The organism is Thalassomonas sp. RHCl1 (assembly GCF_947387555.1).
Lineage (GTDB): Bacteria > Pseudomonadota > Gammaproteobacteria > Enterobacterales > Alteromonadaceae > Thalassomonas.
On sequence record NZ_CANDNZ010000007.1, the window covers coordinates 69,254 to 95,001 of the forward strand.

General features: G+C 48.8%; 22 protein-coding genes. 15 read left to right on the forward strand and 7 right to left on the reverse strand.

Annotation, left to right across the window (positions count from 1 at the left end; translation table 11 throughout):
• Positions 1-95 precede the first annotated feature (95 nt).
• From QL234_RS19395 to QL234_RS19425, 7 genes are all read left to right on the forward strand, one after another.
• Positions 96-1,256, forward strand: a complete 1,161-nt coding sequence (locus QL234_RS19395) for a phage tail sheath subtilisin-like domain-containing protein (protein ID WP_281559436.1) — start codon at positions 96-98, stop codon at positions 1,254-1,256.
• Positions 1,256-1,765, forward strand: coding sequence for a phage major tail tube protein (locus QL234_RS19400; protein ID WP_053043467.1), 510 nt, complete (start codon positions 1,256-1,258; stop codon positions 1,763-1,765). Before QL234_RS19395 ends, QL234_RS19400 begins: the two co-directional genes overlap by 1 nt.
• Before the next feature lie 6 nt (positions 1,766-1,771).
• Positions 1,772-2,029 (forward strand): phage tail assembly protein, encoded by a 258-nt coding sequence (locus QL234_RS19405; protein ID WP_044836121.1) that lies wholly within the window; start codon positions 1,772-1,774, stop codon positions 2,027-2,029.
• A gap of 470 nt (positions 2,030-2,499) precedes the next feature.
• The gene (locus QL234_RS19410; RefSeq protein WP_281559437.1) at positions 2,500-5,220 is read left to right on the forward strand and encodes a hypothetical protein; all 2,721 of its coding nucleotides are present in this window, start codon (positions 2,500-2,502) and stop codon (positions 5,218-5,220) included.
• 2 nt (positions 5,221-5,222) lie between these two features.
• Positions 5,223-5,666 (forward strand): phage tail protein, encoded by a 444-nt coding sequence (locus tag QL234_RS19415; RefSeq protein ID WP_281559438.1) that lies wholly within the window; start codon positions 5,223-5,225, stop codon positions 5,664-5,666.
• Positions 5,667-5,678: 12 nt separating this feature from the next.
• Complete coding sequence (locus QL234_RS19420; protein WP_281559439.1) at positions 5,679-5,891, forward strand: tail protein X; 213 nt, start codon at positions 5,679-5,681, stop codon at positions 5,889-5,891.
• A gap of 2 nt (positions 5,892-5,893) precedes the next feature.
• Complete coding sequence (locus QL234_RS19425) at positions 5,894-6,901, forward strand: phage tail protein (protein ID WP_281559440.1); 1,008 nt, start codon at positions 5,894-5,896, stop codon at positions 6,899-6,901.
• Positions 6,902-7,014: 113 nt separating this feature from the next.
• Here QL234_RS19425 and QL234_RS19430 read toward each other — a convergent pair whose 3' ends face one another.
• A complete protein-coding gene (locus QL234_RS19430; RefSeq protein ID WP_281559441.1) occupies positions 7,015-7,467 on the reverse strand; it encodes a hypothetical protein in 453 nt (150 codons plus the stop codon).
• A gap of 486 nt (positions 7,468-7,953) precedes the next feature.
• Here QL234_RS19430 and QL234_RS19435 point away from each other — a divergent pair, with 486 nt between their 5' ends.
• The 6 genes from QL234_RS19435 to QL234_RS19460 all read left to right on the forward strand — a co-directional run bounded on the left by QL234_RS19435 (position 7,954) and on the right by QL234_RS19460 (position 13,420).
• Positions 7,954-8,511 (forward strand): sigma-70 family RNA polymerase sigma factor, encoded by a 558-nt coding sequence (locus QL234_RS19435; RefSeq protein WP_281559442.1) that lies wholly within the window; start codon positions 7,954-7,956, stop codon positions 8,509-8,511.
• An 8-nt stretch (positions 8,512-8,519) separates the two neighbouring features.
• Positions 8,520-9,053, forward strand: a complete 534-nt coding sequence (locus QL234_RS19440) for a hypothetical protein (protein WP_281559443.1) — start codon at positions 8,520-8,522, stop codon at positions 9,051-9,053.
• Positions 9,054-9,150: 97 nt separating this feature from the next.
• Complete coding sequence (locus QL234_RS19445; protein ID WP_281559444.1) at positions 9,151-10,098, forward strand: DUF4097 family beta strand repeat-containing protein; 948 nt, start codon at positions 9,151-9,153, stop codon at positions 10,096-10,098.
• Between the two features lie 173 nt (positions 10,099-10,271).
• On the forward strand, positions 10,272-11,690 hold the full coding sequence (dnaB, locus tag QL234_RS19450; RefSeq protein WP_281559445.1) for a replicative DNA helicase: 1,419 nt from the start codon (positions 10,272-10,274) through the stop codon (positions 11,688-11,690).
• A gap of 13 nt (positions 11,691-11,703) precedes the next feature.
• Positions 11,704-12,789, forward strand: a complete 1,086-nt coding sequence (gene alr / locus QL234_RS19455; protein WP_281559446.1) for an alanine racemase — start codon at positions 11,704-11,706, stop codon at positions 12,787-12,789.
• Positions 12,790-13,135: 346 nt separating this feature from the next.
• A complete protein-coding gene (locus QL234_RS19460; RefSeq protein ID WP_281559447.1) occupies positions 13,136-13,420 on the forward strand; it encodes a SymE family type I addiction module toxin in 285 nt (94 codons plus the stop codon).
• Positions 13,421-13,563: 143 nt separating this feature from the next.
• On the opposite strand, the gene QL234_RS19465 is transcribed toward QL234_RS19460, so the two are convergent.
• Together QL234_RS19465 and QL234_RS19470 are read right to left on the reverse strand one after the other, a co-directional pair.
• Entirely contained in the window at positions 13,564-13,992 is a 429-nt protein-coding gene (locus QL234_RS19465) for a secondary thiamine-phosphate synthase enzyme YjbQ (RefSeq protein WP_281559448.1), read from the reverse strand.
• A 158-nt stretch (positions 13,993-14,150) separates the two neighbouring features.
• Positions 14,151-15,899, reverse strand: a complete 1,749-nt coding sequence (locus QL234_RS19470; RefSeq protein ID WP_281559449.1) for an alpha-amylase family glycosyl hydrolase — start codon at positions 15,897-15,899, stop codon at positions 14,151-14,153.
• Between the two features lie 301 nt (positions 15,900-16,200).
• Between QL234_RS19470 and QL234_RS19475 the strand changes: the two genes are divergently transcribed.
• On the forward strand, positions 16,201-18,669 hold the full coding sequence (locus QL234_RS19475; RefSeq protein WP_281559450.1) for a TIM-barrel domain-containing protein: 2,469 nt from the start codon (positions 16,201-16,203) through the stop codon (positions 18,667-18,669).
• A gap of 9 nt (positions 18,670-18,678) precedes the next feature.
• On the opposite strand, the gene QL234_RS19480 is transcribed toward QL234_RS19475, so the two are convergent.
• Complete coding sequence (locus QL234_RS19480) at positions 18,679-19,560, reverse strand: LysR substrate-binding domain-containing protein (RefSeq protein ID WP_281559451.1); 882 nt, start codon at positions 19,558-19,560, stop codon at positions 18,679-18,681.
• Between the two features lie 111 nt (positions 19,561-19,671).
• Between QL234_RS19480 and metE the strand changes: the two genes are divergently transcribed.
• Positions 19,672-21,951, forward strand: a complete 2,280-nt coding sequence (metE, locus tag QL234_RS19485; RefSeq protein WP_281559452.1) for a 5-methyltetrahydropteroyltriglutamate--homocysteine S-methyltransferase — start codon at positions 19,672-19,674, stop codon at positions 21,949-21,951.
• Between the two features lie 240 nt (positions 21,952-22,191).
• On the opposite strand, the gene QL234_RS19490 is transcribed toward metE, so the two are convergent.
• From QL234_RS19490 to QL234_RS19500, 3 genes are all read right to left on the reverse strand, one after another.
• Positions 22,192-22,656, reverse strand: a complete 465-nt coding sequence (locus tag QL234_RS19490; RefSeq protein ID WP_044831364.1) for a chemotaxis protein CheX — start codon at positions 22,654-22,656, stop codon at positions 22,192-22,194.
• 76 nt (positions 22,657-22,732) lie between these two features.
• Positions 22,733-23,230 (reverse strand): DUF6702 family protein, encoded by a 498-nt coding sequence (locus QL234_RS19495; protein WP_281559453.1) that lies wholly within the window; start codon positions 23,228-23,230, stop codon positions 22,733-22,735.
• Positions 23,231-23,238: 8 nt separating this feature from the next.
• A complete protein-coding gene (locus tag QL234_RS19500) occupies positions 23,239-25,635 on the reverse strand; it encodes a M1 family metallopeptidase (protein ID WP_281559454.1) in 2,397 nt (798 codons plus the stop codon).
• Positions 25,636-25,748 lie beyond the last annotated feature (113 nt).

Here is a 25,748-nt window from a genome sequence, read left to right on the forward strand (position 1 = left end):
GCTTTTTACATTTACTTTGCTTAATCCCCCGATAAGTTCGCTTACCGGGTATTTTTGCATGGTTTTTTTACTGACGACTTTCAAAGGAGAAACATATGTCAGATATTTTCCACGGGGTAGAAGTGATCGAACTCGATCAGGGAACACGTCCAATTAAGACGGTAACAAGTTCGGTTATTGGTGTTATCGGTACCGCGCCTGGTGCTGATACTGCTAAGTTTCCGGCAAACAAGCCGGTATTAATTGCCGGTAAAAGAAGCGAGGCCGCTGCATTAGTTGCCGATAAGGATAAAGCAGAAGGTACTTTGCCGGCGGCCCTTGATGGTATTTTTGATCAGGTTGGCGCTGTAGTTGTGGTTATCCGTGTTGAGGAAGGTCAGGATGATGCCGCGACGCTCAGTAACGTGATTGGCTCGGATCTTTCCGCCGAGTTTGAAGGCATCCATGCCTTTTTAGGCGCTGAGTCGGTATTAGGTGTTACCCCGCGTATCTTAGTTGCGCCTGGTTTCAGTCATGAGGTGGGTGTAGCCCAGGCGTTGACTTCGGCGGCCAATAGTTTACGTGCAGTGGTGATTGCCGATGGTCCGAATGACACCGATGCGGCAGCTATTGCGCAGGTAGACAGTATTGCTTCTAAGCGTTTATTCCTTGTCGATCCTCATGTTCAGGTATTAAAAAATGGTGTTCCTGCGACTGAGCCTGCCAGTGCCCGTGTTGCCGGTATGATTGCCAAGTCCGACAATGAACGTGGCTTCTGGTGGAGCCCAAGTAACCAGATCATGAACGGTATTACCGGTCTTGCGCGCTCTATTGACTTCCAATTGGGTAATGATGCTTCTCGCGCCAACCTGCTGAACAAGGGTAAAGTGGCCACTATCATCCGTCAGGACGGCTTCCGTTTATGGGGTAACCGCACCACTTCCGGTGATGATAAATGGGCATTCTTATCGGTTGTCCGTACCGCAGACATGGTAAATGACTCGCTATTACGCGCTCATATGTGGGCGGTGGATCGTAACATCACCAAAACTTACATCGAAGATGTTACCAACGGCGTGCAGTCCTTCCTGGATGGCTTAAAAGCACAGGGTGCTATCTTGGGCGGTAAAATCTGGGCGGATGAAGACCTTAACAGCAAGGAAAGCATCCAGGCCGGCAAAATCTACTTCAACTTTGATTTCACCCCGCCAACACCTGCCGAGCACATCGTATTCCGCAGCATCTTAACTAATGACTACTTAGAGGAGCTTGTATAATGGCTATTTCTCCTAAAATCTTAAAAAAATTCAAATTGTTCGTTGACGGTAAAGGTTACCTGGGCATTGCCGATGAAATCACGTTACCTAAAGTGACGGTAAAAACCCGTGAAGTAACTTCCGGTTTTCAGGCACCAATCGAACTTGATGTCGGCCAGCTGGAAAAACTTGAAGGCTCCATTTCCTTACTGGAATATAACACCGATGTGATGAAGCTGATGGGCGGCTGGGGTGGTAAAACCACTACCATGACAGCCCGTGGTGCTATCCAGGCGCAAGGTAAAGATCCTGAGCCGGTTGTTGTTACCCTGGAAGGTTTCTTCAAAGAAATGGACATGGGTAACTGGAAAGACGGCGAAGAAGCCAAGCTTTCAATGCAATATGCCGTACAAAAATACAAGTTAGAGATCAACGGCGAATCTATCTACGAGATTGATCTTTATAACGATACTCGTGTAATCAACGGTGTCGACCAAATGACTAAACTACGTGCCGCTCTAGGAGAGTAATAGACAATGAAAGAACATATCAAGTTAGCCTTCCCCATTAAAATAGATGGCCATGAATATACGAATCTTTCTATGCGTCGACCTAAGGTACGTGACCGTCTGATGATTGACCGTAATGACCTGCATGAATCGGAAAGTGAAATTCACTACTTCTCGCATTTATGTGAAGTCTCTCCCGATGTTATTGAAGAGTTAGACTGGAGTGATTTCGTGCAGTTAAGGGAAAAATTGCAACTTTTTCTCGCATCCCGCCCCAGCGCTTAAAAGCTATGGTTATTGCCTTAGCTAAGTATACCGGGTGGGGCATGCAGGAACTGACGGCCCTAACAGAGCAGGACTTAACCGATTGGTTTGAGGCTGCTCTGAGTTATAAGCAGGAAACGGAGTCCTGAGCGCTTTAACAAGCGCGGGAGGCACTTAGCTTTCCTCATCTTTAAGCAGGGATGCACAACAGCAAAGGGTGACACGGATAGGGTCCCCCTTTGCTGCAGATAAAAAATCATGGATGCTCAAGAGCGGCTTTACATATGGAGATGTTTATCCTGCGGGATAAGGGCTGCTCTTTTTATTTTCCCAGGTTAACGCTGCAATTAATCACCTAACTATCACCTCGTAATAATCCCTTTGCTAATAGCAAGTCCGTTGATGCGTGCTTGTTATTAGCAAGCGGATATTTATTCAAGCCGGGAAGCCTCTCGTTTCCTTATTTTTCTTTGCATTCTTTGGATTACGTTATGCCACTCAAGAAAAACAAAGGTGAAAAGAACCTTGCGACTTCGCAAAAATCTTCAAAACAAGCGCAATCAAAACAAAGGCAGCTTGCGCAAAAGCAATCAAAACAAAACCAATCAAGACAAAAAAAAGCGGCACAACAGCAGGTTTCGGTTAATAAGCAGGTAAAAACACAATTAGCGGCTGAGCAAGCTCAAGCAGCTGCTGCCGGAGAAGAAATGCCGGATCTCGGCGAGAGCCTGGGCTCAATTGTTAAGCAATTGACGCAACTGGGTTTTAAAACAAAATCGCCGGAATTGGTTAAGGCGATGGACGGCCTGGCGAAATTAGACTTCCACAACCTGATGGCGGAAGATCTGACGAAAATTACCGGTGCTGCGCCGCAATTTCTCCGGGCTTTTAAGCTTGATGACGCCGCCGATGTGGTGGAAAAAGCCCAGTCCGGTATTGCCAAGCTTGATATTAACGGTGTACTCGATGGCGATTTAAGCTCATTGAGTGTCGCTGCGCCTGAGCTGTTGCGCTCATTCGATCTTAACGATGCCGCGAAAACCTTTGAACAGGGCAAGGCGGTTATTGACAAGCTCAATGTCAAAGGCGTACTCGAAGGGGATCTCACTTCTCTGCTTGATGCCGGTCCCGAGCTGCTAAAAGGTTTGGGTTATGACAGTGCGGCGCAGGCCTTAGTCAAAGGCACTGCCGGTTTTAAAAAGCTTGATCCCAAAGCTATTGTCGAAGGCGATCTTAACTCCTTACTTGATGCCGGTCCCGAACTGCTACAGAGCTTAGGTTACGATGACGCGGCAGCCGCCCTGGTTAAGGGCACCGCGGGCTTTAAAAAGCTCGATCCTAAAGCAATCCTAAATGGCGACATCAACTCCTTGTTTGATGCCGGTCCCGAGTTATTGCAGGGGCTTGGTTTTGACGGTGCAGCCGAAGTACTGGCCGGTCATGCGGCGGGACTGAAAAAACTCGATCCCAAAGCGATCTTAAATGGCGATCTCAACTCCCTGGTGGATGCCGGGCCCGAGCTGTTAAAAGGCTTAGGTTATGACGGCGCGGCCGAAGCCCTGGCTCACGGCACCGCCGGTTTTAAAAAGCTCGATCCTCAGGCGATATTATCCGGTGATATCAGCTCACTGTTTGATGCCGGCCCCGAGCTGTTAAAAGGCTTAGGTTACGAGGGGGCGGCCGATATCCTAGCCAACAGTGCCGAGGGCTTTAAAAAGCTTGATCCTAAGGCGATGTTAGACGGTGATCTCAGTTCATTGTTTGATGCCGGTCCGGAAATTTTGCAGGGACTGGGCTACGGTGATGCTGCCGATGCCTTGGCCAAAGGCACAGCAGGTTTTAAAAAGCTTGATCCCAAGGCCATTCTTGATGGCGATCTCAGCTCATTACTCGATGCCGGCCCTGAATTATTACAGAGCTTAGGTTTAGACGAAGCCGCAGATGTGATGGCGAAAGGCCAGGCGGCTTTTGACAAGCTTGATGTCAACAGCATCATGAGCGGCGATATCAGCTCGATTGCCAGCGCCGGCTCAGATTTATTCCGCTCCCTCGATATGGGCGGCGTGGCCGATATTTTTGATCAAAGTATTGCTGGCCTGGAACAGGTTAATTTTAAAGAGGTGATGTCGGGGGATCTTTCTTCCGTACTTGATGCCGCCCCTGATTTATTAAAAGGCTTTGGCTTTGACGGTGCTGCCGACATTTTTGAGTCTATGGACGGTCTGTACGATAACCTGTTTGGTGAGGCGCAGGATGAAGCCATGGCTGAGGTAGAAGCCGAAAAAGAGAAGAAAAAACAGCGTAAAAACCAAGGCAAGGGTAAAGGCAATAAGAATAAAAAGGGCAAAGCAAAGCATAAGGGCAAAAAAGGTTTTAAACCGTCTCAGCTAACGGATGTTGATGATGAAGGCGACGGGGCGAAGAAAAAAGCTAAGGCCAAAGCGAAACCTAAACCCAGCCCTAAACAGGGTAAGTTAGGCTCATTTGGCAAGGTGCTGGGCGGTAAAGGCAAGGGGGGACTGTTTAAATCCCTGCTTAAAGGCCCGGCGTCCAAACTCTTAGGAAGGGTTGCGGCTCCGGTAACCGCACTGATGGGAGCGGCTAATATTGCCACCACTTTATCCGACGACAGCCTCAGCACCGATGAAAAAACCAAGCAGGTAGGGGCAGCTGCAGGTGGGATGGGCGGAGCCCTGGCAGGAGCCGCCGCAGGCGCGGCCATGGGCTCCGTCATCCCGGTGTTCGGTACCGCTATCGGTGGTTTGATCGGCGGCGCTCTGGGAGCATTTGGCGGTGAAAGCTTAGGTGGCTCTGTCGGTGGCCTGGTATCGGGCTTTTTTGGTGGTGACGACGCTGAAAAAGTATCGGCACAAAACCCTCAGAGCCAGCAAGGTGTAGCAGCAGGAAATGTTTTAAATAATCAAGTTTCCGATGCGGCAATATCTGCTGGCACCACAGCTCCTCAGGGATTGTCATCGGCCAAGGTGAGTGCATTAAACCAGCAAGAGGCGAATATTGCCTCGGTTAACTCTGGCGCAGGTGCGGCTCAGCCAGGCAATGCTTCGGTGACGGTCAATGCCGAAATCACGGTGAACGCCAGTGACGGTATGGATGAGCACAAACTCGCCATGCAAATTAGACAACAACTTGAAGAAAAAGAACGTGAAGCCCTGCGTGGCGTGCGTTTACGTTATATGGATGAGGTGGCCTGATCATGGCGGCAAGCAATAAAAACTACATGATGAAGTTGGGGGAATTTGAGTTTGCGGTGAAAGCCGCAAGCTTTCATAAGCTCAGTTATGCTTCCAGCTATCGCTGGGAGCCCAATGAGGCGCCAACAAAGACGAATAGTCCGTTAATGCAATATATCGGACCGGGGGAGCGTACCCTGGATATTGAAGGGATTATTTATCCGCAAATGGCGCCCAATGGCTTAAAGCAGGTTGATGATATGCGTAAGCAGGCCAGTAAAGGTGAGCCGCTTCAACTTTGTTATGTCGAAGCCGCCTCCGGAGGCATTGGCGGAGTCGGCCGAATATTAGGTAAATGGTGTATCAGCTCTATCAATGAGGAACGTACCTTGTTTTTAGCCGACGGTAACCCGAGAGAAATTACCTTTACCATGTCATTAAAAGCATACAAATTCAAAGTCGAGTAGCAGGGGGGAATTATGGCAAGTGTTAAATATCAAACCCGCCAGGGGGATTCGCTGGATTATATCTGCTGGAAACATTATGGCCGTCAGTCGGGGGCGGTAGAGCAAGTCTTAGCCGTTAACCCGGGTCTGGCGGAACTTGGCGTGATATATCCGGAAAATGTCACGATCGTGTTACCTGAACTGGCGGTGGTTAAAACCGAAAACACCATCAATATCTGGGACTAAGCATGAAAAAATTTCCAATATTTAATATCGAAGCCAACAACAAGGACATCAGCAATAAACTGATGGAGCGTGTGATCTCTGTCCGGGTAAACCAGAAAATGGGCCTGGTCAGCGACAGCTGCGAGCTGGTGGTGGACGACCATGTCGATCACCGTATCCAGCTGCCCGGTGATGACGACAAAGTGCGTATTTCCCTGGGCTATGGCAAAGAAGAAGATGAAAAGGAGATCTTGCATGATTTTGGTGAGTATAATGTTGGCGAGTTTGCTCTTAATGGCCCACGAGACAAATTAACCTTATATGGCGATAAGCGTCTGTGGACAAAAAGTTTAAAGGCGCCGGTGAAATTCAGCTGGTTATCGACACCGGAAGAACCTTTATTGCTCAAAGATTTGTTTGCTAAGGTTGCCGGTAACCACGGCCTTGAGGCAAAAATATCGCCTGAGCTTGAGAGCATAGTGTTGCCGCAAATAGAGCAAAGCGAAAGCGATATCCAGCTATTGACCCGGCTGGCAAGTTATTATGATGCGGTTTGCAAGGTACAGGAAAATGTGATCTTTTTCATGCCGCGTGGCACAGGTAAAACCCTCAGTGGCAAGGGCATAGCCGAAGTGGCGCTGGATATTGAAGATTTACTCAGCTGGCGCACCCTGCAAAGCCAATACCCTGCTTATCAATCGTGCCGGGCCTGGTATCACGACTTTATCAGTGCCACCCGCACTATGGTGGAAGTGGGCTCCGGCTCTCCCTGCTTTGATTTAAGTTATACCTATGCCGATGAAACCACGGCCAAATGGGCGGCGCAAACCCGGTTAAACCATGCCAGCCGGGTGGCGAAAACCATAGAAATTATGGTCATTGGTGAACCTGATATCAGGGCCGGCGGTACCGTGAGTATCAGTCAGGTCAGGGAAGGGGTTGACGGTGCCTGGTTTGTGGCGGAAGTTGAGCACCTGATTGATAAAAAAGGGTTTGTCACTAAAGCGATTTGCCAGCAACTTAAGGGATGATGCTGCTGGCTTATTGTCGTTGGGCAAGTTTCTTTGCCTGGTTGCTAAAAAAGGTATGGCGTCCTTGCCGCTAGCAAAAGGCTAGTTTCAATAGCAACATTATCCGTTATCAATTAACCTGTGATTAACTGTTTAAGCAGTTTATTTTCTACTACTCCTTTGGAAATACAGGTTAAGGTGATGTCCTGGTCTACTCTGCCGGGTTTGTATTCACCGTGGATGTTGGATTTCACGGTAACTTCTTTTTCCGTCACGATAATGTTCAGGGCCAGTTCGGTTTTGGTGCGGTTATCTTTGAGATAATCAAGCCCCATGGTTTGTCCGCAATCGGCTTCCTGTGGCGTGAGCTTTTTATTTTTTAATGAGGTGGAAATAATACCTGCTTCATCATCAAAGGTCTGGATCCGGTAGCCATCCATTAAAAGTGTTCTTTTAGCATTTTTAAGGATATCTTTTACCGATTGGCTATGGTTGGCTTTAACTACCGGCTCTACCGTATGTGGCGCTTCATAAGTGACAGAACATGCTGACAATAAAGTTGCGCTTAAGAAAATGTACTTCTTCATTCATTTTTCCTTATTTTTATTCTTGATAATAAAACGCTTATAACCTGCCTCTCTGGCCGATGGCGTCCTTAAATTATTTGTTGCTAAAAGTTAATACGGCGTTAATCTAACATGGCCGCCAATACGGATGACATTACACAACATTACAAAGGCTTATCTGAACAACTGTTCCTGATTTTTTACCTCTCCAAGCTGCCTGCCACTTTTCCCCCTGTTATTTTTCACTTTAATATTTCGCTTTCCGACTCCTGGCAATCAGGACAAATCTTTCATCGACTCTTTGTTTGCGTTAACGGGACATAAAGCCTCTCCTGTACCTTTCATGACCCCATAGCCATTGTTTTTTACCGTTAGGGGGTAAATTGTTTTTTATTTCTTTGAAAACAAATAAAAATTAAAAAATTATCCTTTCCTTTAAACCCTTTTCCGGCATACTGCATCTAATCTTTTAACACGACACATTTGGTTAATACGAGAGCAGGCTGATTGGACAATTCAACAATAATTGATGCGCAGAAAGTTTTTCTTGCCGATCAGGAGCAGCAGTGGATTAAAGCTGCCCAGCAAGGAGATCAGCAGGCATTTCATCACTTATATCAGCAGCATCATCGCAGGGTTTACGCGTTGTGCTGGCGTATGCTGGCGGATAAAAACAGTGCCGAAGATGTTTGTCAGGAAGTTTTTGTGCAGTTATGGCAAAAAATTGCCAATTTTCGCGGTGAAAGTAAGTTCACCACCTGGCTGCACAGTGTGGCCACCAACATAGTACTGGCGCATTTGAGAAAGCAGAAGAACTGGCTGCAGCGGGTTTTCAGTATCGAAGACCAGCCGCAGGCGGAAGACAGTGCCGAGATGCCTGAACTGCACGAGCTGGATAAACAAATTTTGAAATTACCCGAGCGCGCCCGGTTAGTGTTTGTTTTATTTGCCGTTGAAGGCTACCGGCATGAGGAAATTGCCAAAATGCTCAATATGGCGGTCGGTTCAAGTAAGGCGCAATATCACAGGGCAAGAAGTTTGCTAAAAGAGTGGGTGGAAGAATGAGTAACGAGATGAACAAACCACTATCTGACCAGGCATTACAGAGCCGGATAGATCAATTGCCTGAAGAAATGTCACCGGAGCGTGATTTGTGGCCGGGTATTGAGCGGGCGCTGGTGCAGCTGCCGCAACAAAAGCCGCAGCAGACAAATGAGCCGGTATTATCCGTTGGTATGAAAACCAATAACATGAAAATGCCACTGGCCTGGGCGGCGTCCGTAGTTGCCGCGGTATTATTGACCTGGATGAATTTAGCCCCGCAGCAGGGCCAGCCAGGCCAGTTAAATTTAGTGGTGGCGATGCAGCAAGATTTTGAATTACAAAAAAATACCATGTTGGTGAGTTTTGGCCAGCCGAAAATAAGCGAGCTACCGCTTGATATGCAGAACCAGCTGAATCAGCTGGCGGCGGCAAGGTCATCAATAAATAAAGCCCTGGCAGAAGATCCCAACAATGCCGATTTGTTGAATTTATTGCGCTGGACCCAGCAGCAAGAGCTGGATTTAATCGAACAGTTATACAGCCCGCAGTGGCAATCGATTTAGTCTGGCTTTGACTATTGGTTTTGAGTGTTGTGTTAAGTAACGAATTTTAAGAAAGTAATTTTACCGGCGAAAGAGACTTGCCGGAAAGAGGTTGATTATGAAGGTTTTTCAATACATTTTACCGGTTTTACTGACAAGTTTGGCGTTGCCGGCCTTGGCCGGGGAAAAAATAGATAAAGTCTTGCCCGCCTCCGGGGACAGCAATATCAGCATCGAAAGTCCAAACGGGGAAGTGAGTATTACCGGCTGGGATAAAGACCAGGTCTCGGTTAAAGGGGAGCTGGACGATAACGCAGAGGGGCTTACCTTTGAACAAAAGGGCTCGTTGATTGAAATAAAAGTGATGATGCCGCATAACAGCAACAATCGCTGGAATGAGCAAGGCTCAGATCTGACCATCTTCGTGCCTAAAAATGCCCGGGTAAGTTTTGGCGGTGTTTCCAGCGATGTTACCTTGGCGGAGTTAACCCGTAATGTTGACGTGAAAACGGTGAGCGGCGATCTTACCGGGGAAAACCTCAGCAATCATGTGGAACTGTTAACCGTCAGCGGCCATATTAAAGTTAAGGGATTATCTGGCAAGGTGCAGCTCTCTACCGTCAGCGGAGATATTCGGGATAAGGCATCAAGTGGCCGCCTTCAGTTGAAAGCCGTCAGTGGCGATATCAAGAGTCAGTCCGAGGCCAGTGAAGTCCAGGTGACAAGTGTTTCGGGTGAAATCGAACTTAATCTGGCGCAGGTCGATGAATTGGCGATATCCACCGTCAGCGGCGATGTGGAAGGGCAGTTGAACTTAAATGACAGCGGTTTGGTTAAACTCAGTAGTGTCAGCGGTGATATGGCGTTGAAATTTCAGCCGGACGTTCAGGCAAGTTTCCGCCTGAAGGCCAATGCCGGGGGCGACTTAGTCAATAAACTCACCTCAGACAAGGCGGTGGAAGCTAAATATGGCCCGAGCTCAAAATTGGAATTTGTGACCGGCAATGGTAACGGTTCGGTCAGGGGTAATACCGTTAGCGGCAATATCAGGGTTGCCAGCCGCTAAAGTGTACACGAACATGCCCGGAAAGTTCTTTTCCGGGCGCATTTTTAATTCCTTTCTTTATGCTTTGATATTCTTCTTAGCGCCATAATCTGCTACATTAGCGGTCTTATACAATGACCGTGATATTTGTCCTTATATCCCGGTGATCAGCACAATCGTCAAGGTAGTTATTCATGGCCGAGCGCAAGCCACCTAAATTTAAAAAGAACAAAGATTTTGATCGTGACCAGCAGGTTGACGCATTAAAAGTACCGCCGCATTCGCTCGAAGCCGAGCAATCGGTGATCGGCGGCCTGCTGCTCGATAACGATACCTGGGACCGGGTCAGCGAAAGGGTGGTTGCCCCCGACTTCTACAGCCGGGCACACCGGGTGATCTTTGAATCTATCGGCGCCTTGATTGAATTAGGCGAACCCGTGGATTTGATCACTTTGTCGGAATCGCTGGAAAACGATCAAAAACTCGAAGATGCCGGCGGTTTTGTTTATCTCGCCGAGATGATGAAAAACACCCCGAGTGCCGCCAATATTACCGCTTATGCGGAAATCGTCCGTGAACGTGCGGTTACCCGGGAAATGATCAGTGTCGCCAATGAAATAGCCGAGGCCGGTTATGATACCCAGGGGCGCACCAGTGCCGACCTGCTTGATTTTGCCGAAACCAAAGTCTTTAAAATTGCCGAACAAAGGGCCAATAAATCCGAAGGTCCGGAAAATATCACCTCGGTGTTGGAAAAAACCGTAGACCGTATCGAAAAACTGTACCAGCAGCCCCATGACGGTGTTACCGGGGTCTCCACCGGCTTTGCCGATCTCGATAAGATGACTGCCGGGATGCAGCCCTCAGACTTAATTATCGTCGCGGCCCGTCCGTCTATGGGTAAAACCACCTTTGCCATGAACTTGGCGGAAAATGCCGCCATGATGCAGGACAAACCCGCGCTTATTTTCAGCCTGGAGATGCCTTCAGAGCAATTGATGATGAGGATGCTGGCCTCCCTCGGCCGCATTGATCAGACAAAAATCCGTACCGGTCAGCTCGATGACGAGGATTGGGCGCGGTTATCATCAACCATGGGCTTGATGATGGAACAAGGCAAGATGTATATCGATGATGCCGCGGGTCTTACCCCGACCGATGTCCGCTCCCGCGCCCGGCGTATCGCCAGGGATCACGGCGGTTTAAGCATGATCATGATAGATTACCTGCAGCTGATGCGGGTACCGGCGCTGGCGGACAACCGTACCTTGGAAATCTCGGAAATCTCCCGTTCATTAAAAGCACTGGCGAAAGAGCTGGAAGTACCGGTCATCGCCCTGTCGCAGCTAAACCGTAGTTTGGAGCAGCGTGCCGATAAACGCCCGGTAAACTCGGATTTGCGTGAATCGGGAGCGATCGAGCAGGATGCCGATTTGATCATGTTCATCTACCGGGATGAGGTCTACCATGACGACTCGGAATTTAAAGGTATGGCGGAGATCATTATCGGTAAACAGCGTAACGGTCCGATAGGCCGGGTGCCGCTGACCTTCCAGGGGCAATTCTCCCGCTTTGACAATTACGCCGGTCCACATGTATTAGAAGAAGATTAAGGCTGTTATCCCAGTGACTTTAACAACAGCAACGGCGGTGATCGACCGCCAGGCCCTGGTGGATAATTTCAACCGGGTAAAAACGTTTGCTCCCAAGGCCAAGGTCCTGGCGGTGCTTAAAGCCAATGGTTATGGCCATGGCCTGGAGCGCATCGCCCGCGCCTTGCCCCAGGCGGATGCCTTCGGCGTTGCCCGCCTCGATGAAGCGCTGGCCCTGCGTGCCGCCGGTGTGGTTAAACCTATCGTTTTGCTGGAAGGTTTTTTTACCGAGCAGGACTTGCCGATTCTGGCGGTCAATAACCTGCAAACCATAGTACACAACCGGCAACAGCTTGACGCCCTTACCCGGGCGAGACTGGAAAAGCCGCTCAAAGTCTGGCTGAAAATAGATACCGGCATGCACAGGTTAGGTATCAATCCGGAAGAATTTGATGAATTTTATCAGGCACTTTCGGCAAGCGATAATGTTGACCCCGATATAGTGTTGATGAGCCATTTAGGCTGCGCCGATGACAAAGAAAACCCCGTCACCAACAGCCAGCTGGCATTGTTTGAGCAATTAACCTCGACTTATAACAATGAAAAATCGCTGGCCAATTCCGCCGGCAGTTATGCCTGGCCGCAAACCCGCTATGACTGGATCCGCCCCGGACTGATTTTATACGGGGTATCGCCCATGGCGTCGCCGGAGCAAAGTGCACAAAGCCTGGGGATCAAACCTGTGATGACCCTGCAGTCGAGCCTGATTGCGGTGCGCTCCCTGAAAGCAGGGGAGGCCGTGGGTTATGGCGCTGCCTGGGTAAGCTCAGAAGATACCACTATCGGTGTGATTGCCATAGGTTATGGCGACGGTTATCCCCGCCATGCCGGCAATGGCACCCCGGTACTGGTGAACGGCCGCCGGGTACCGCTGGTCGGGCGGGTGTCCATGGATATGATCACTGTAGATCTTGGTAAAGACTCCCAGGATCAAGTAGGAGATTTGGCAATCTTATGGGGGCAGGGCTTGCCGGTGGAGGAAATAGCCCTGCATGCGACCACTATACCCTACGAGCTGTTATGTAATATTACCCGGCGAGTACAGATAGAAGTGGTTTAAACAGCTGGCTAACGGTTAATTACTTTATGAGAGCGGGCTAGGGGATATATGTCTAATTCTGCTTTCGGCTCGCTCGGACGCCCTCTTTACAATTAAGCAAAAGACCTGCAAATTTACCTCAAAAAAAGACCAATTCACTATTGATTTCCCCGCAAATTGGTCTTTCCTTAATAGTGCTATCCCAGTCCAAAAGGAGAGCATTTATTGCAGCAATTCCACCAATGAACTGCTGCAATAACAGGCGTTATTACTAAGCAATAAAGCAAAAGTAATAACTTAAGTCGCAACCCCTGAGTGCGTCAACACCCAGAGGTCGCTAACCACAACGAACTCACCGGAGTACGTCATGGCTGAATATCATCATACGCCAGAGCCCGTCTCGGCAAAAGTAAAATATCCCATTTATCGGCAACTTACCGTGCAGGAAACGGTTTGCAACACGGCAACGAAAACCCGCGGCATAGGCATTAACTATGTGCCCGTCAAGCTTGAACCCTGTGTGATACTCAGGGGAAAATGGTTGCGGTTGGCCGGTTTCCCTGTCGGACAAAAGATCAGTATTGTTGTCAATCAGGCAGAGTTGGTCGTCACACCTAAGCAGGCGGCACCAAGCCTGTCCGCTGAAAACTAGCCCAGGTTTTTTTAAAAGGCCATAAGCCAAGCTGCTGTACCTTAAAGCAGGTACCGCAGCTTTATCATAGCGAATAAGGCTGATTAATCTTGATAACTGCTGGCGGCTGTTAAAGCAGATAAAACATGTGAGCTAAGTAAAAGTTAAAGTGTTTCCCCCTGAATGGTAGCCACCAGGGTGCGTTTACCGCCGTGGTTCCTGTGCTCACCCAGATAAATACCTTGCCATATGCCCATATTGAGCTGGCCCTTGCTGATCGGGATAGTGACATTATTGCCTAAAGTGCTGGCCTTGATATGGGCGGGCATATCGTCGCTGCCTTCATAAATATGCTGGTAATAGATGGCATCGGCGGGGACAAAGTGGTTAAAGTGCTCTTCCATATCCGATCTTACCGTGGGGTCGGCGTTTTCATTGATGGTCAACGAAGCGGAAGTGTGTTTAATAAATAAATGCAGCAAGCCGCATTTGATTGAGGCCAGCTGGGGCAGGTTATGTTCAACTTCATCCGTGATTAAATGAAAACCACGCCCCCTCGCCGCCAGAGTTATTTCCGTCTGAAACCACATCATTACTCTCCCGCTTTATTCTTGCTAAACGATTGCTAAAACATCTTTGCTGACAGGTATTTTTAGCAGATAACCCGGGGCCGGGCAATCAGCAATAAAACTTTTCAAATGAATGTTATCTTATTTATGCTGATTGTCCGTTGTTGTCTTACAAGTAGGGCCTAATGGGCAGCGATTTCAGTTTTTTTTGCACTGACAGGAAATAAGCTCTCTTGCTGTTTTGCCAGCTCGGCGAGCAGTTGAGGATGGTTCGCCCGGGCATTTAGCAGCAATACCTTGACCCCGTGTGCTTTCACCCGGGTATTGATGGCGGCATTACTATCGTCAACCAGGTATTGTTCGCCGCTGATGGCGTCCGTCCAGCGGCCGCTGCTCAGCTTTTCGCTGATGTTAAAATCGGCGGCCTTGTCCCCTTTGTTTAACAGTACTAACGCGGTTTGGCTGATGCCCTTGTCCTGATAAACCCGGTAGAAACTCGCGGTTTGTCCGTTAAAGTCAAGGTTAAGCTGTAATCCCCGCTGCAGGGCCGGAGTGGTTTTTCTCAGTCCGGCGATTTTTTTGAGTTCGTTATGGATAACATGACTTTTCGCCTCTTCGATCCTCTCCTGGCCGAGATAGTTGCGGTTGCCCTGGTGCTCCGGCTTACCGGTCATAAAGTTCATTTCTGAGCCGTAATAAATCACCGGAATACCGCGGGAAGTAAATAGCCAGTTATTGGCATCAACAAAGCCCATGTCGGAGGCATTCATGCGCTCCATATCGTGGTTGTCGTAAAAGGTCATCAGCTCATAGGGATTCTGGTATACGCCGTCATCTAAATGCAGGTAAGACAAAAGATCCCCGAAGTCGCTTTCGGGATTTTCAAACACGCCTGTGATGGCTTTTCTGCCGGGAAAGTCCAGTACGCTGGCGCCGCCGTTTTCTTCCCGGGTATGTTCGGCAATAAATTCTGCCTCGTAGGAATAGCTTTCGCCGAAAATAAAGATCTCCGGATGAACCGCGCGGATGCGGTCAAACAATTTTTTCCAGAAAGCATGGGGCATTTCCTTGATGGTATCTACCCTGAGAGCATGTACCCCCTGGTCGATCCATTTCAAATAAGCCCCGGTAAAATAATCAAGTGCCGCTTCGTTGTTTTCATCTACATCCGAAAGCTGGGCCAGGCCGGTATGGGTATTATAAAAGGCATGCAGGGGATTGTGCTTATCCAGCTTTTCCGGGTGGATATTTTGGTGGTCGGCAATCAGCTCTCCCTGTTCATTGAAGATTTTGCCGAAATTCCCCTGTTGCTCGGGCATGCTGTAGGCCGGTGAGCCGTGGTTGGCCACTATGTCGAGGATAAAATTCAGTTGGTGTTCCTGCTTTAACTTACGGGTAAAATCGGCAAAAGTTAAATCTTTTGACGGCAGGTGTTCGTCTACCTTGTAGAAGTTTGTGCCCCAGTAGCCGTGATAACCGGTTTTACCGCCGTCTTTGTAATAGGCGCCATAGGTGACTTCTTCTCCGCCGCTAAAGGCCTGGTCCGGGTTATCGACTATCGGTGTCAGCCATACCGAAGTAAAGCCCATGTCCCTGATATAATCTGCGTTATCCAGTACCCCTTTAAAGTCACCCCCCATATAGCCGACATTGGCCTGTTCGCCGTTTTCCCCCTTGAGTACCCGGTTAAAGGTGGGATATTCTCCCCCCTGATTTTCCTGGTTATTGCTGGGGTCGCCATCGACAAACCTGTCGGTTAACAGGAAATAAACCGACTCTGAAGCAAAGGGATTTTGACTGCCATAAAAGGCTGGCTTCATGCTCTGTTCATGAGGTAAATTTGCTTTTTGTCCCGGCTGTGACACACAGGCGCCAAGGGAGAGGGTTAAGATTGCCGAAACCGGCAGTAAAGCCAGGCGGGTCAGGTTCATGGTTAATTATTCCTATTTTTTATTGCTGTTTATATGGCCAATATTCAGGGATTAAGGCCAGGTTTGTCGGCTTCCGGCATTTTGGCCTCCGGCGTTAGTGTTATTTATATTATCCGGCCGGGTACTGCTTCGAGTGAGTTTATCCTATTCATTCGGGCACGGATATGACAAGCAGTTGCATACGTATTCACCCTGGCGGGGCTGGCCTGGGCCATTTTATGCGGGTTATATTGCCCTGATATTATGGCGTTTTGACGCCTGCTCTCAGCCTGAAAAGCCGCCAGCAAATGGAACAAACCTTATGAAGTTATTAACTAAACTGTTGTTAGCCCTGAGTATCTCCTTATCTCCGGCTTTATTCCTGCCGGTACAGGCTTTGGCTCCAGATACAGTGACGCAACCGGCTTTTGCTGAAAAGTGGCAAAGTTACCGGCACCAGGGCAATACACTTGTGCTGCACTCGCCCCGGGGACAGATTGCTATCGAATATATTACCGATAACAGTGTTTATGTCCATTATCAGGCCAATGGCGTCAAGCAATTGCCCGGTTATTTACTTGATGAGAAAAGGCTAGATGAAAACTTACTGCTTGATAAGCAAAGCATAACGACGTCAGTCACTGAAAAAACAGATGCGCTGAGCTTTAGCAGTACTACCTCTTCGGTAGTGATCCAACAATCACCTTTTAAACTTGCTTTTTATCATCAGGGGCAGCTGAAACTCGAGGAAGAGCTGGGTTATATCGCCGCTAAAAACAGCCAGGGCTTTCGTTTTAAGTTAACGGCGGATGAGAAGCTCTTTGCCGGCGGGCAAAGGGTGCTGGGCATGGACAGGCGCGGTTTTAAACTGCCTTTGTATAACAAGGCCCATTACGGTTATGAAAATAACTCCAAACAGATGTATTTTGGTTTGCCCGGTTTGATGTCCAGCAATAAATATATGCTGATGTTCGATAACAGCGCCAAAGGTTCGCTTGATTTAGGGGCCAGTGAACAAGATATTCTGGCCTTCAGCGCCGGTGGCGGCAGAACGGCCTACCTGGTGACTATGGCGGACGATTATGCTGACTTGCTCGATCATTATACCTCGGCCAGCGGCAAGCAGCCTATGCCGCCTATGTGGGCCCTGGGTAGTATGGCATCGCGTTTTGGTTACCGCAGCGAAGCCCAGGCCAGGGCGGTGGTGGCCGAATACCAAAAACAAAACATGCCGCTTGATGCTATTATTTTCGATCTTTACTGGTTTGGTCCGGATATCAAAGGGCATATGGGGAATCTCGACTGGGACAGGAAAACCTTCCCCCATGGCGAGCAGATGGTAAAAGATTTTGCCGACATGGGCATTCAGAGCATCTTGATCAGTGAACCTTTTGTTTTAACCAGCTCCGGTAACTGGCAGGCAGGGAGTGATGCCGGGGCGTTTGCCAAAGACACCTCGGGTAAGGCAAAAACCTTTGATTTTTATTTCGGTAATACCTCGCTGGTGGATATTTTTTCCGAAACCGGGCAGAACTGGTTCTGGCCTTTTTACCAAAAACAGCTCGACTGGGGCATAGCAGGTTTTTGGGGGGATTTGGGCGAGCCGGAAGTGCATCCCGCGGATGCCGTACATAGCTTAAGCGAGTCCGGACAAAGCGCATTGGCGGATGAAGTGCATAATGTTTACGGCCATCAATGGGCGAAAACCCTTTATCAGGGCTTTAACCGGGCGAAACCAAAGCAACGTCCTTTTATCATGATGCGTTCGGGTTTTGCCGGCAGTCAGCGCTACGGCATGATCCCCTGGACCGGGGATGTCAGCCGCAGCTGGGCGGCATTAGCGTCCCAGGTAGAGTTATCGCTGCAAATGGGCTTATTGGGCCTGGGCTACACCCATTCTGATTTAGGCGGTTTTGTTGCGGCAGAAACCTTTGATGCCGAACTTTACGTACGTTGGCTGCAATTTGGCGCCTTTTCGCCGGTATTTCGCCCCCATGCTGACGACAGTGTCTTGCCTGAGCCTGTGTTTCATGGTGAAGAAGTGGCGGCGCGGGTGAAGGAGGCTTTAAGCTGGCGTTATCAACTCTTGCCTTATAACTATACTCTGGCCTGGGAAAATCATAGCAAGGGCACGCCGTTGATGCGCCCGGTGTTTTTTGAAGATGACACCTTAGCCGGTGATGCTTTATTGGACACTAAGGCTTACTTCTGGGGGCCGAACTTGCTGGTGTTGCCGGTTACCGCTCCCGGGGTGACAGCGCTTGATTATCAGTTGCTGGCCGGTAACTGGTATGATTACTTTACCGGTAAGCGCTATTCAAGGGCTAAAGAGGGCGCTAAGTCAAAGATCCCCGTTAATAAGGAAACGATTCCGGTATTGGTGAAGGGGGGCGCTATTATTCCCCATGCCCCGGATATGCAAAACACCCGGGAGTATTCCGGCGATGAACTTATTATCCATTATTGGTTTGATGCCGGTGTCGGCGAGTCACGTTTTCAGCTTTACCAGGATGACGGGCAAACGCAGGAGTATCAGCAAGGTGAGTTTACTAAGATCGACTTTGTCGCGAAAGCAAGGGAGCAGCAGCTCAGCTTTAACATAGCCCTGGCCGATCTCACCAAAAAACAGCTACCGGGTAAGCAATTGAGCCTGGTGGTGCATAATGCGCCGCATTTTAAAGCGGTATACCTGGAAGGCAAGCGTCTCAACAGCAGTTATGATCACAGCAGCAAGCAGCTGAAGTTATCACTGACTTTTGACGGTAAGCCGCTGGCACTGACCTTTAACTAGAGCATGATGTTATCGGTACAGCGCCTTAAAGGCGTCGATGGCCCGGGGCAGGAAGGCTGTTATTTCAGTCAGCTTGCTATTGGTCGGGCGATAACTGGCATATAAGGTTTTAAACAGGCCGGTTTTGCCCAATGGCAATCTTTTCAACAGCGCAGGCGTGGCCAGGCTGGTGACCAGCCAGTCGGGCAATACCGCCACCCCCATATCTGCCGCTGCCATTTGCAACATCATATGGCTGTTTTCCACCTGCTTTATCTTGTTCGGGGTTATTGCATGCGGGCTCAGAAATAGGTTAAAAATATCCAGGCGTTGTGTTTTCACCGGATAAGTCAGCAGGTTTATTTCCTGAAAATCCTGCGGCGATAAAAATGTCTTCTGCGCCAGCGGGTGCTGATTTGCCACGACGGCAACCAGCTCAAACTGGCCTATTTCCTCCAACTCCAGGTCGTTTTTTTCAGTTAATTCATCGGTAAACAGAATATCTGCCTGTTGATACTCCTCTATAAACAAAGGATCGGCAAAGCTGAACCTTAATCCCGGATTTTGCTGACTTAATGCCTGGGTTACCGGTAATAACCATTGAAAACAGGCGTGGCAGGCAAAAGCCAGGGTTAATGTTTTTTCAGCACCGCTCTGGCCTTTCAGGGCTGACATTGTGTTTTCCACTTCCGGCAGTACCTTGTGGGCCAGTTCAAGCAAAAGCTGGCCCGGGCGGGTAAATTGCACCGGGGAGGTATTGCGGATGAAAATTTTATCGCCGAGTTTAAACTCCAGCTCTTTAAGCTGGTGGGATAAGGCCGACTGGCTTAAAAAAAGTTTTTCCGCCGTTTTACGAATCGTGCCGCTGGCATTAAGGGCCGAAATGGTTTTTAAATGTTTAAGCTCGAACATGATGAAGTTTCTTCATACCCCGTTGAATATTTTGCGCTTGTTTGTCTTCCTTTATTGGATAAGTATATCCGTATAAACATCTAGACGTCCATGTAAATATTTGGAGACAATATGCAAATTCATAACTTAGGTTTTCCCCGCATCGGCGCAAAGCGGGAATTGAAATTTTCCCTGGAAAGGTACTGGCGCGGTGAAAGCTCGCAAGAAACCTTGCTGGCAGAGTGCCGGAATATTCGTAAAACAAACTGGCAAACCCAGCTGGATGAGGGCATTGAATATTTGCCGGTGGGAGATTTCGCCCATTACGATCATGTCCTCAATACTTCTTTACTGTTGGGCATAGTGCCGGAGCGTTTTCGTCACAGCAGCGATGACAATGAGTTGGATCTGGAGTTTCGTATTGCCCGTGGCCAGGCTCCTTCCGGCTGCCAGTGTGCGGCAAGTGATATGACCAAGTGGTTTAATACCAACTATCACTATATCGTGCCTGAGCTTAGTGACGGGCTGGATATTAAGGTGAATACGCCCCGGTTGCTGGCGCAAATAGCCGAAGCACAACAGCTTAGCGACAAGGTGAAGCCTGTATTGCTGGGGCCGGTGAGTTATTTGTATTTAAGTGTTGCCAAGGACGTAGAGAAGCTATCCCTGCTACCGCAGTTACTCAAAGGTTATCAGCAGATTTTGACTCAATTGGCAGATGCCGGTATCAACTGGCTGCAAATTGATGAGCCGGTGTTGGGACTGGAATTAAGCCCAGATTGGCAGCAGGCGTTTAAAAGTAGTTATCAGCAGCTGGATAAGGGGACAGTAAAGTTATTGTTAACCACCTATTTTGCTTCCATTGATCATCATCTTGAGCTGATCAAGGCGTTGCCTGTTGACGGTATTCACCTGGATACTGTGGCTGAAGAAACGGATATGATTAATGTTATTGATACTTTGCCAGATTCCTGGGTGATCTCATTAGGGGTGATCAACGGTCGCAATGTCTGGAAAACCGATCTGGTTTCTGTTTATCAAACTCTGTTGCCGCTATATCGCCGCCTGGGGGAGCGCTTGTGGCTGGCGCCTTCGTGTTCTTTGCTGCACTCCCCGGTTGATTTGGCCCAGGAGCAAAAGCTGGATGCGGAATTTAGCTCCTGGCTGGCCTTTGCCCGGCAAAAATGCACTGAGCTGGCGTTATTAAAGTCTGCCCTGGTAAAGGAGAACAGCGATGCCATTACCCTGTATTCTGCCCCGGCGATAGCGCGCAGGGTGTCTGAACGTATTCATAATCAAGCGGTACAGCAACGCATTGGCCTGTTGAAGCCGGAAGATTTTCATCGTAAACAAACCTTTAGCGAGCGTAAGGCTATACAGCAAAGAGAGCTTAACTTACCCTTGCTGCCGACAACGACCATAGGTTCTTTCCCGCAGACCGGGAAGATCCGGGAAGTCAGGGCCAAATGGCGCCGTGGTGAGATCAGCGATCAGCAATATCAGGAATATATCCGTGGGGAAATCGCCGATGTTGTCGCTAAGCAGGAAGCCATAGGTTTAGATGTGCTGGTGCACGGTGAAGCCGAACGCAATGATATGGTGGAGTATTTTGGTGAACTACTGGAAGGAGTGGCTTTTACCCAGTTTGCCTGGGTGCAAAGTTACGGCTCACGCTGCGTAAAACCGCCGATCATTTTCGGCGATATCAGCCGTAAGCAGGCCATGACCCTGGAATGGATCAACTATGCCCAGTCGCTGACAGACAAACCGGTGAAGGCGATGCTAACCGGCCCGGTGACTATCCTCGCCTGGTCTTTTGTCCGCGATGACCTGCCGCGGCAACAGGTGGCGGAGCAAATCGCGTTGGCGATAGGGGATGAAGTGGCGGAGTTAGTAGCCAACGGCACGCAAATCATTCAAATCGATGAACCGGCGATCCGTGAAGGCATGCCGGTGAAACAGAGTTTATGGCAGGAGTACCTTGACTGGGCTACCGCTGCCTTCCGGTTATCGGCGGCAACGGCGCCGTCGGCGACCCAGATCCACAGCCATATGTGTTACTCGGAGTTTAATGACATTCTGGAGGCGATTATTGCCCTCGATGCCGATGTATTAACGGTGGAGACTTCCCGCTCGAATATGGCGTTGCTGGATGCCTTTGAGCAGCAGGCGTACCCCAATGACCTAGGGCCCGGGGTTTATGACATTCACAGCCCTAATGTACCGGATGTCGACTGGATGGTGAATTTATTGGATAAAGCACTGGATTATGTACCGGCACAGCGTTTATGGGTCAACCCGGATTGCGGTCTGAAAACCCGTGGCTGGCCGGAAACTAAGGCGGCACTGGAGAATATGGTGCTGGCGGCAAAAGCCCTCAGGGCGCAATTGCAGGATAAAGTGGTTTCATAGCGTTTTGCCTGTTTGGGCCGGGGACAATCATGTATTGCCCGGCTCCTGACTATCCCCGCCTCGCCGGATACATACCTCCATGTATTATCCGGCTCTTGGCTATCCCTGTCTCGCTGGATACATACCTCGATGTATTACCTGGCTCCTGGCTATCCCAGCCTTGGAGGATACACACGTCCATGTATTAAAAAGCCCTGCTTTAGCAGGGCTTTTTAGGTTTTGATAATTGATTTGATCTGATTACTTATCGAAGCTGAACTCGATAAAGGCTTTACCGTGAGGGGAGTTTAACGGAATAATCACCACTGGCCCTTCGGCTTTGTGGTGTATGGTGTGGTTATTACCGGAAACTACCATAGGGGTTGCCATATCAAATTCGATACCCTTTTCACTTAACATGCGCTTGGCGCCGCCGGTGACCATGTTAGTGATTTCACCCACCAGATCGGTGATTTCTTCGTTGATCTCATCAGGTCCTTCCCCGACCATGTTTTTCATGGTGGCTATGGCTAATGGGCCTTCAAAGGTTATGGATAATGAGCCTTTAGCCTGATCACTGACCATGCCGATTAATCCCGAGACATCACCCATGGCTACTTCATCTTTCTTCAGCTTAGGCTTCTCCGGGGACAGCTCCATTTGTGCCATAGTGGACATTACATTGAGCATTGAAGCTAAAAAAGGATTAATAAACTCTACATTCATGAAGTTTTCCGGACCTTGATTGTTTCTTAGTAGATTGATTTTGCATGCTTATCGGGCAAATGTAAATCCATCTGGGTTAGTTATTAGACTCAATTTTAGCAATTTTCCTTAATTGAGTAAAAGTTAAGCTACCTTTGATATCATTATCTTGATAATTCAAGGTATTTATCTGCTCAGGGTAAGTATCGACGAGTAATGTATTTTTTACCACTAAACCCGACAAAAAGTTTTTTGCCGGTCCTTCCTGATAAACAAAGACTTTTCCGCGCACAACTTCCAGCCCTACCCAGGTCAGGGGCAAAACCTGCTGCTCTTCCATCACGGAAAAGTGTTGCTCGAACAATTGCCGGATCAGTCCCCGGTAGTTTTTATGCTCGGGGGAAAAATGTGTTTGCTGCTGTTCGGCAATGGCATTTTCAATATCATGGGCGGTAAATTGGTGGATAATTTCGATATGCTTGCTGCTAGGGTTCACCGACAAGTCGGTGATAGCGAAGAAAAAGTTATGGGCGGCAGCGGGTGCTGCCCCCCAATAGGCCGAGAAAACCAGGCAAAGCAATAATGGCTTAAGCATAAGTGCGCTTATCGAGCCTCATTATTTGCAGAAGTTTCATCTTCTGATTTACCCGCTGATGGCTCTTTACCTGCTGAAGGCTCCTCATCCGCTGATTTTAGCGCTTCATTATAATCACGCATCATATCTGCTTTCTTCTTCTTATATAGGTCGAAGCGGGATTTGATTGGTCTGGCCGGCCAGTAGTTGTTATTGACATTAACATCGGCGGTTTCCCAGTTAGGATCAACGGCAATGGCGGTGATTTCCTTGTCGGTGATCAGCATTTTCGAGGTCTTCTTCGGGTTTTTCCGCCAGATTTCTGCCGGCAGGATTAACCGCTCCTTGCTGCCGTCATGGTAGCTGACTTCAAGGATAATCGGCATCACCAAGCCGCCTATATTGCGAAAATCCAGGATATAAAAGTTGCTGTCATTTACCAGCAGCTCTTTTTGCCATTGTTCCAGATCTTTTTGCGCCTTGTTGTATTTATTGCGGTCGGCATTGGTGGCGGTAAATTTATCATGCTCATTGTAGAAGTCTAACAACTCAGGTTTGTCCTGGGTGCGTAACCACTGGCCTTTGTTGCGTAAGTTGCTGATAAACTCAGGGCTTTCATTATTCAGCGCACGTTCCCAGGCTTCTTCGGTATCCGGGTTCTGGCTGTTGGGGCGGTATAAGTGAATGTCTTCCAGGGCAATGTCGACATGATCTGTGGTGTAGAACCAGCCATGCCAGAACCAGTCTAAGTCGGTGCCGGAAGCATCTTCCATGGTGCGGAAGAAATCTGCCGGGGTCGGACGCTTAAACTTCCAGCGCAGGGCATATTCTTTAAAGGCAAAATCAAACAGTTCCCGGCCGAGAACAGTTTCACGCAGGATATTCAGGGCTGCCGCCGGTTTGCCGTAGGCATTGTTGCCAAACTGCATAATAGACTCGGAGTTGGTCATGATAGGCACCTGGTTGCTGCTTTTCATATAGCTGGTGATATCATTGGCGTGGCCGCGGCGGGACGGGTAGTTTTCTTCCCAGGATTGCTCGGCGATAAATTGCAAAAAGGTATTTAAGCCTTCATCCATCCAGGTCCACTGGCGTTCGTCGGAATTAACTATCATAGGGAAGTAGTTGTGGCCCACTTCGTGGATGATCACGCCGATCAAACCGTATTTGGTCTTGCGGGAATAGGTTTTTTCACCGGTTTCTTCATTCAGGGTCGGACGCGGGCCGTTGAAGGTGATCATCGGGTATTCCATGCCGCCTACCGGGCCGTTTACAGAAATCGATACCGGGTAGGGGTAATCGAAGGTGTACTTATTGTACTGCTCCATGGTGTGAATGATGGCTTCGGTGGAGTAGCGCTCCCATAACGGGTTACCTTCATTAGGGTAATAGGACATGGCCATGGTATCTGTGTTGCCGGCTTTATAACCCTGGGCGTCCCAGATAAATTTACGGCTTGATGCCCAGGCAAAGTCACGGACATTCTTGGCTTTGAACTGCCAGGTTTTCGTTGTTGTCGCGCGGGATTTTTCGTTGGCCAGGGCTTCTTCCGGGGTGATTACCAGCACAGGTTTTTTGGCATTTTCAGCCTTTTTCAGGCGTTTTTGCTGGGTTTTCGTCAGGACTTTTTTCGGGTTTTGCAATACCCCGGTGGCGGCAACGATATGATCCGCCGGTACGGTAATGTCGACTTCATAATCGCCAAATTCCAGGGTAAATTCACCGCGGCCGAGGAATTGTTTGTTTTGCCAGCCCATGACATCGTAGTAGGCTACGGCGCGCGGGAACCACTGGGCGAGTTCATAAAGATAGTTGTCATCTTTTTCAAAATATTCATAACCTGAGCGGCCGCCGAGCACTTTTTGCTCATGCAGTTGGTAATTCCAGTCGATATTGACTTCAACGCTGTCACCGGATTTTAGTGCCTTGGGTAAGTCGACCCGCATCATGGTGCCGTTGATCACATAATGTAACGGCTTGTCGTTGCTGTCGGTGACTTTGGTGATTTGATAACCGCCGTCAAATTTCGGCGTTTCCACCAGGGTGCGGAACTTTTTATAGGTGATCTTTTTCTTGGCGGGAGCACTTTCGCTCATTTTATAGCCTGAGCCCGGCTTCATCCGGTTTTGATCTAGCTGCAACCACAGATAGCGCAGGCTGTCGGGAGAGTTGTTCTGGTAGTCTAAGGTTTCACTTCCCGTGAGGCGCTGAGTTTTATCATCCAATGAAATGTCGATGTCGTAATTGACTTGCTGTTGCCAGTACTGGTGGCCGGGGGCCCCTGAGGCGGTACGATAGCTGTTGGGAGTCGGTAAAATTTCTTCTAACTGACGAAACTTGTCATCAAAAGCTAATTTTCCTGCGGTAACATTGCCGCTCACGGCAAGGCATAAGCAGACAAAAGCTGTGCGCATTGAGTATTTCATGGATTTCCTAACGTGGTGGATGATTATTTATAACGCCATATTCTTTTGATATGGTCTGGTGGCTGACACGCCTTATTAACTTATAAAAATAGTTTATAAATAGTTAAATTATG

What these genes read in the sequence shown, in the direction of transcription:
- QL234_RS19395 (WP_281559436.1), top strand. Translation starts at nt 96, where the DNA reads ATGTCAGATATTTTCCACGGGGTAGAAGTGATCGAACTCGATCAGGGA.
- QL234_RS19400 (WP_053043467.1), top strand. Translation starts at nt 1,256, where the DNA reads ATGGCTATTTCTCCTAAAATCTTAAAAAAATTCAAATTGTTCGTTGAC.
- QL234_RS19405 (WP_044836121.1), top strand. Translation starts at nt 1,772, where the DNA reads ATGAAAGAACATATCAAGTTAGCCTTCCCCATTAAAATAGATGGCCAT.
- QL234_RS19410 (WP_281559437.1), top strand. Translation starts at nt 2,500, where the DNA reads ATGCCACTCAAGAAAAACAAAGGTGAAAAGAACCTTGCGACTTCGCAA.
- QL234_RS19415 (WP_281559438.1), top strand. Translation starts at nt 5,223, where the DNA reads ATGGCGGCAAGCAATAAAAACTACATGATGAAGTTGGGGGAATTTGAG.
- QL234_RS19420 (WP_281559439.1), top strand. Translation starts at nt 5,679, where the DNA reads ATGGCAAGTGTTAAATATCAAACCCGCCAGGGGGATTCGCTGGATTAT.
- QL234_RS19425 (WP_281559440.1), top strand. Translation starts at nt 5,894, where the DNA reads ATGAAAAAATTTCCAATATTTAATATCGAAGCCAACAACAAGGACATC.
- QL234_RS19430 (WP_281559441.1), bottom strand. Translation starts at nt 7,467, where the DNA reads ATGAAGAAGTACATTTTCTTAAGCGCAACTTTATTGTCAGCATGTTCT.
- QL234_RS19440 (WP_281559443.1), top strand. Translation starts at nt 8,520, where the DNA reads ATGAACAAACCACTATCTGACCAGGCATTACAGAGCCGGATAGATCAA.
- QL234_RS19445 (WP_281559444.1), top strand. Translation starts at nt 9,151, where the DNA reads ATGAAGGTTTTTCAATACATTTTACCGGTTTTACTGACAAGTTTGGCG.
- dnaB (WP_281559445.1), top strand. Translation starts at nt 10,272, where the DNA reads ATGGCCGAGCGCAAGCCACCTAAATTTAAAAAGAACAAAGATTTTGAT.
- QL234_RS19460 (WP_281559447.1), top strand. Translation starts at nt 13,136, where the DNA reads ATGGCTGAATATCATCATACGCCAGAGCCCGTCTCGGCAAAAGTAAAA.
- QL234_RS19465 (WP_281559448.1), bottom strand. Translation starts at nt 13,992, where the DNA reads ATGATGTGGTTTCAGACGGAAATAACTCTGGCGGCGAGGGGGCGTGGT.
- QL234_RS19470 (WP_281559449.1), bottom strand. Translation starts at nt 15,899, where the DNA reads ATGAACCTGACCCGCCTGGCTTTACTGCCGGTTTCGGCAATCTTAACC.
- QL234_RS19475 (WP_281559450.1), top strand. Translation starts at nt 16,201, where the DNA reads ATGAAGTTATTAACTAAACTGTTGTTAGCCCTGAGTATCTCCTTATCT.
- QL234_RS19480 (WP_281559451.1), bottom strand. Translation starts at nt 19,560, where the DNA reads ATGTTCGAGCTTAAACATTTAAAAACCATTTCGGCCCTTAATGCCAGC.
- metE (WP_281559452.1), top strand. Translation starts at nt 19,672, where the DNA reads ATGCAAATTCATAACTTAGGTTTTCCCCGCATCGGCGCAAAGCGGGAA.
- QL234_RS19490 (WP_044831364.1), bottom strand. Translation starts at nt 22,656, where the DNA reads ATGAATGTAGAGTTTATTAATCCTTTTTTAGCTTCAATGCTCAATGTA.
- QL234_RS19495 (WP_281559453.1), bottom strand. Translation starts at nt 23,230, where the DNA reads ATGCTTAAGCCATTATTGCTTTGCCTGGTTTTCTCGGCCTATTGGGGG.
- QL234_RS19500 (WP_281559454.1), bottom strand. Translation starts at nt 25,635, where the DNA reads ATGAAATACTCAATGCGCACAGCTTTTGTCTGCTTATGCCTTGCCGTG.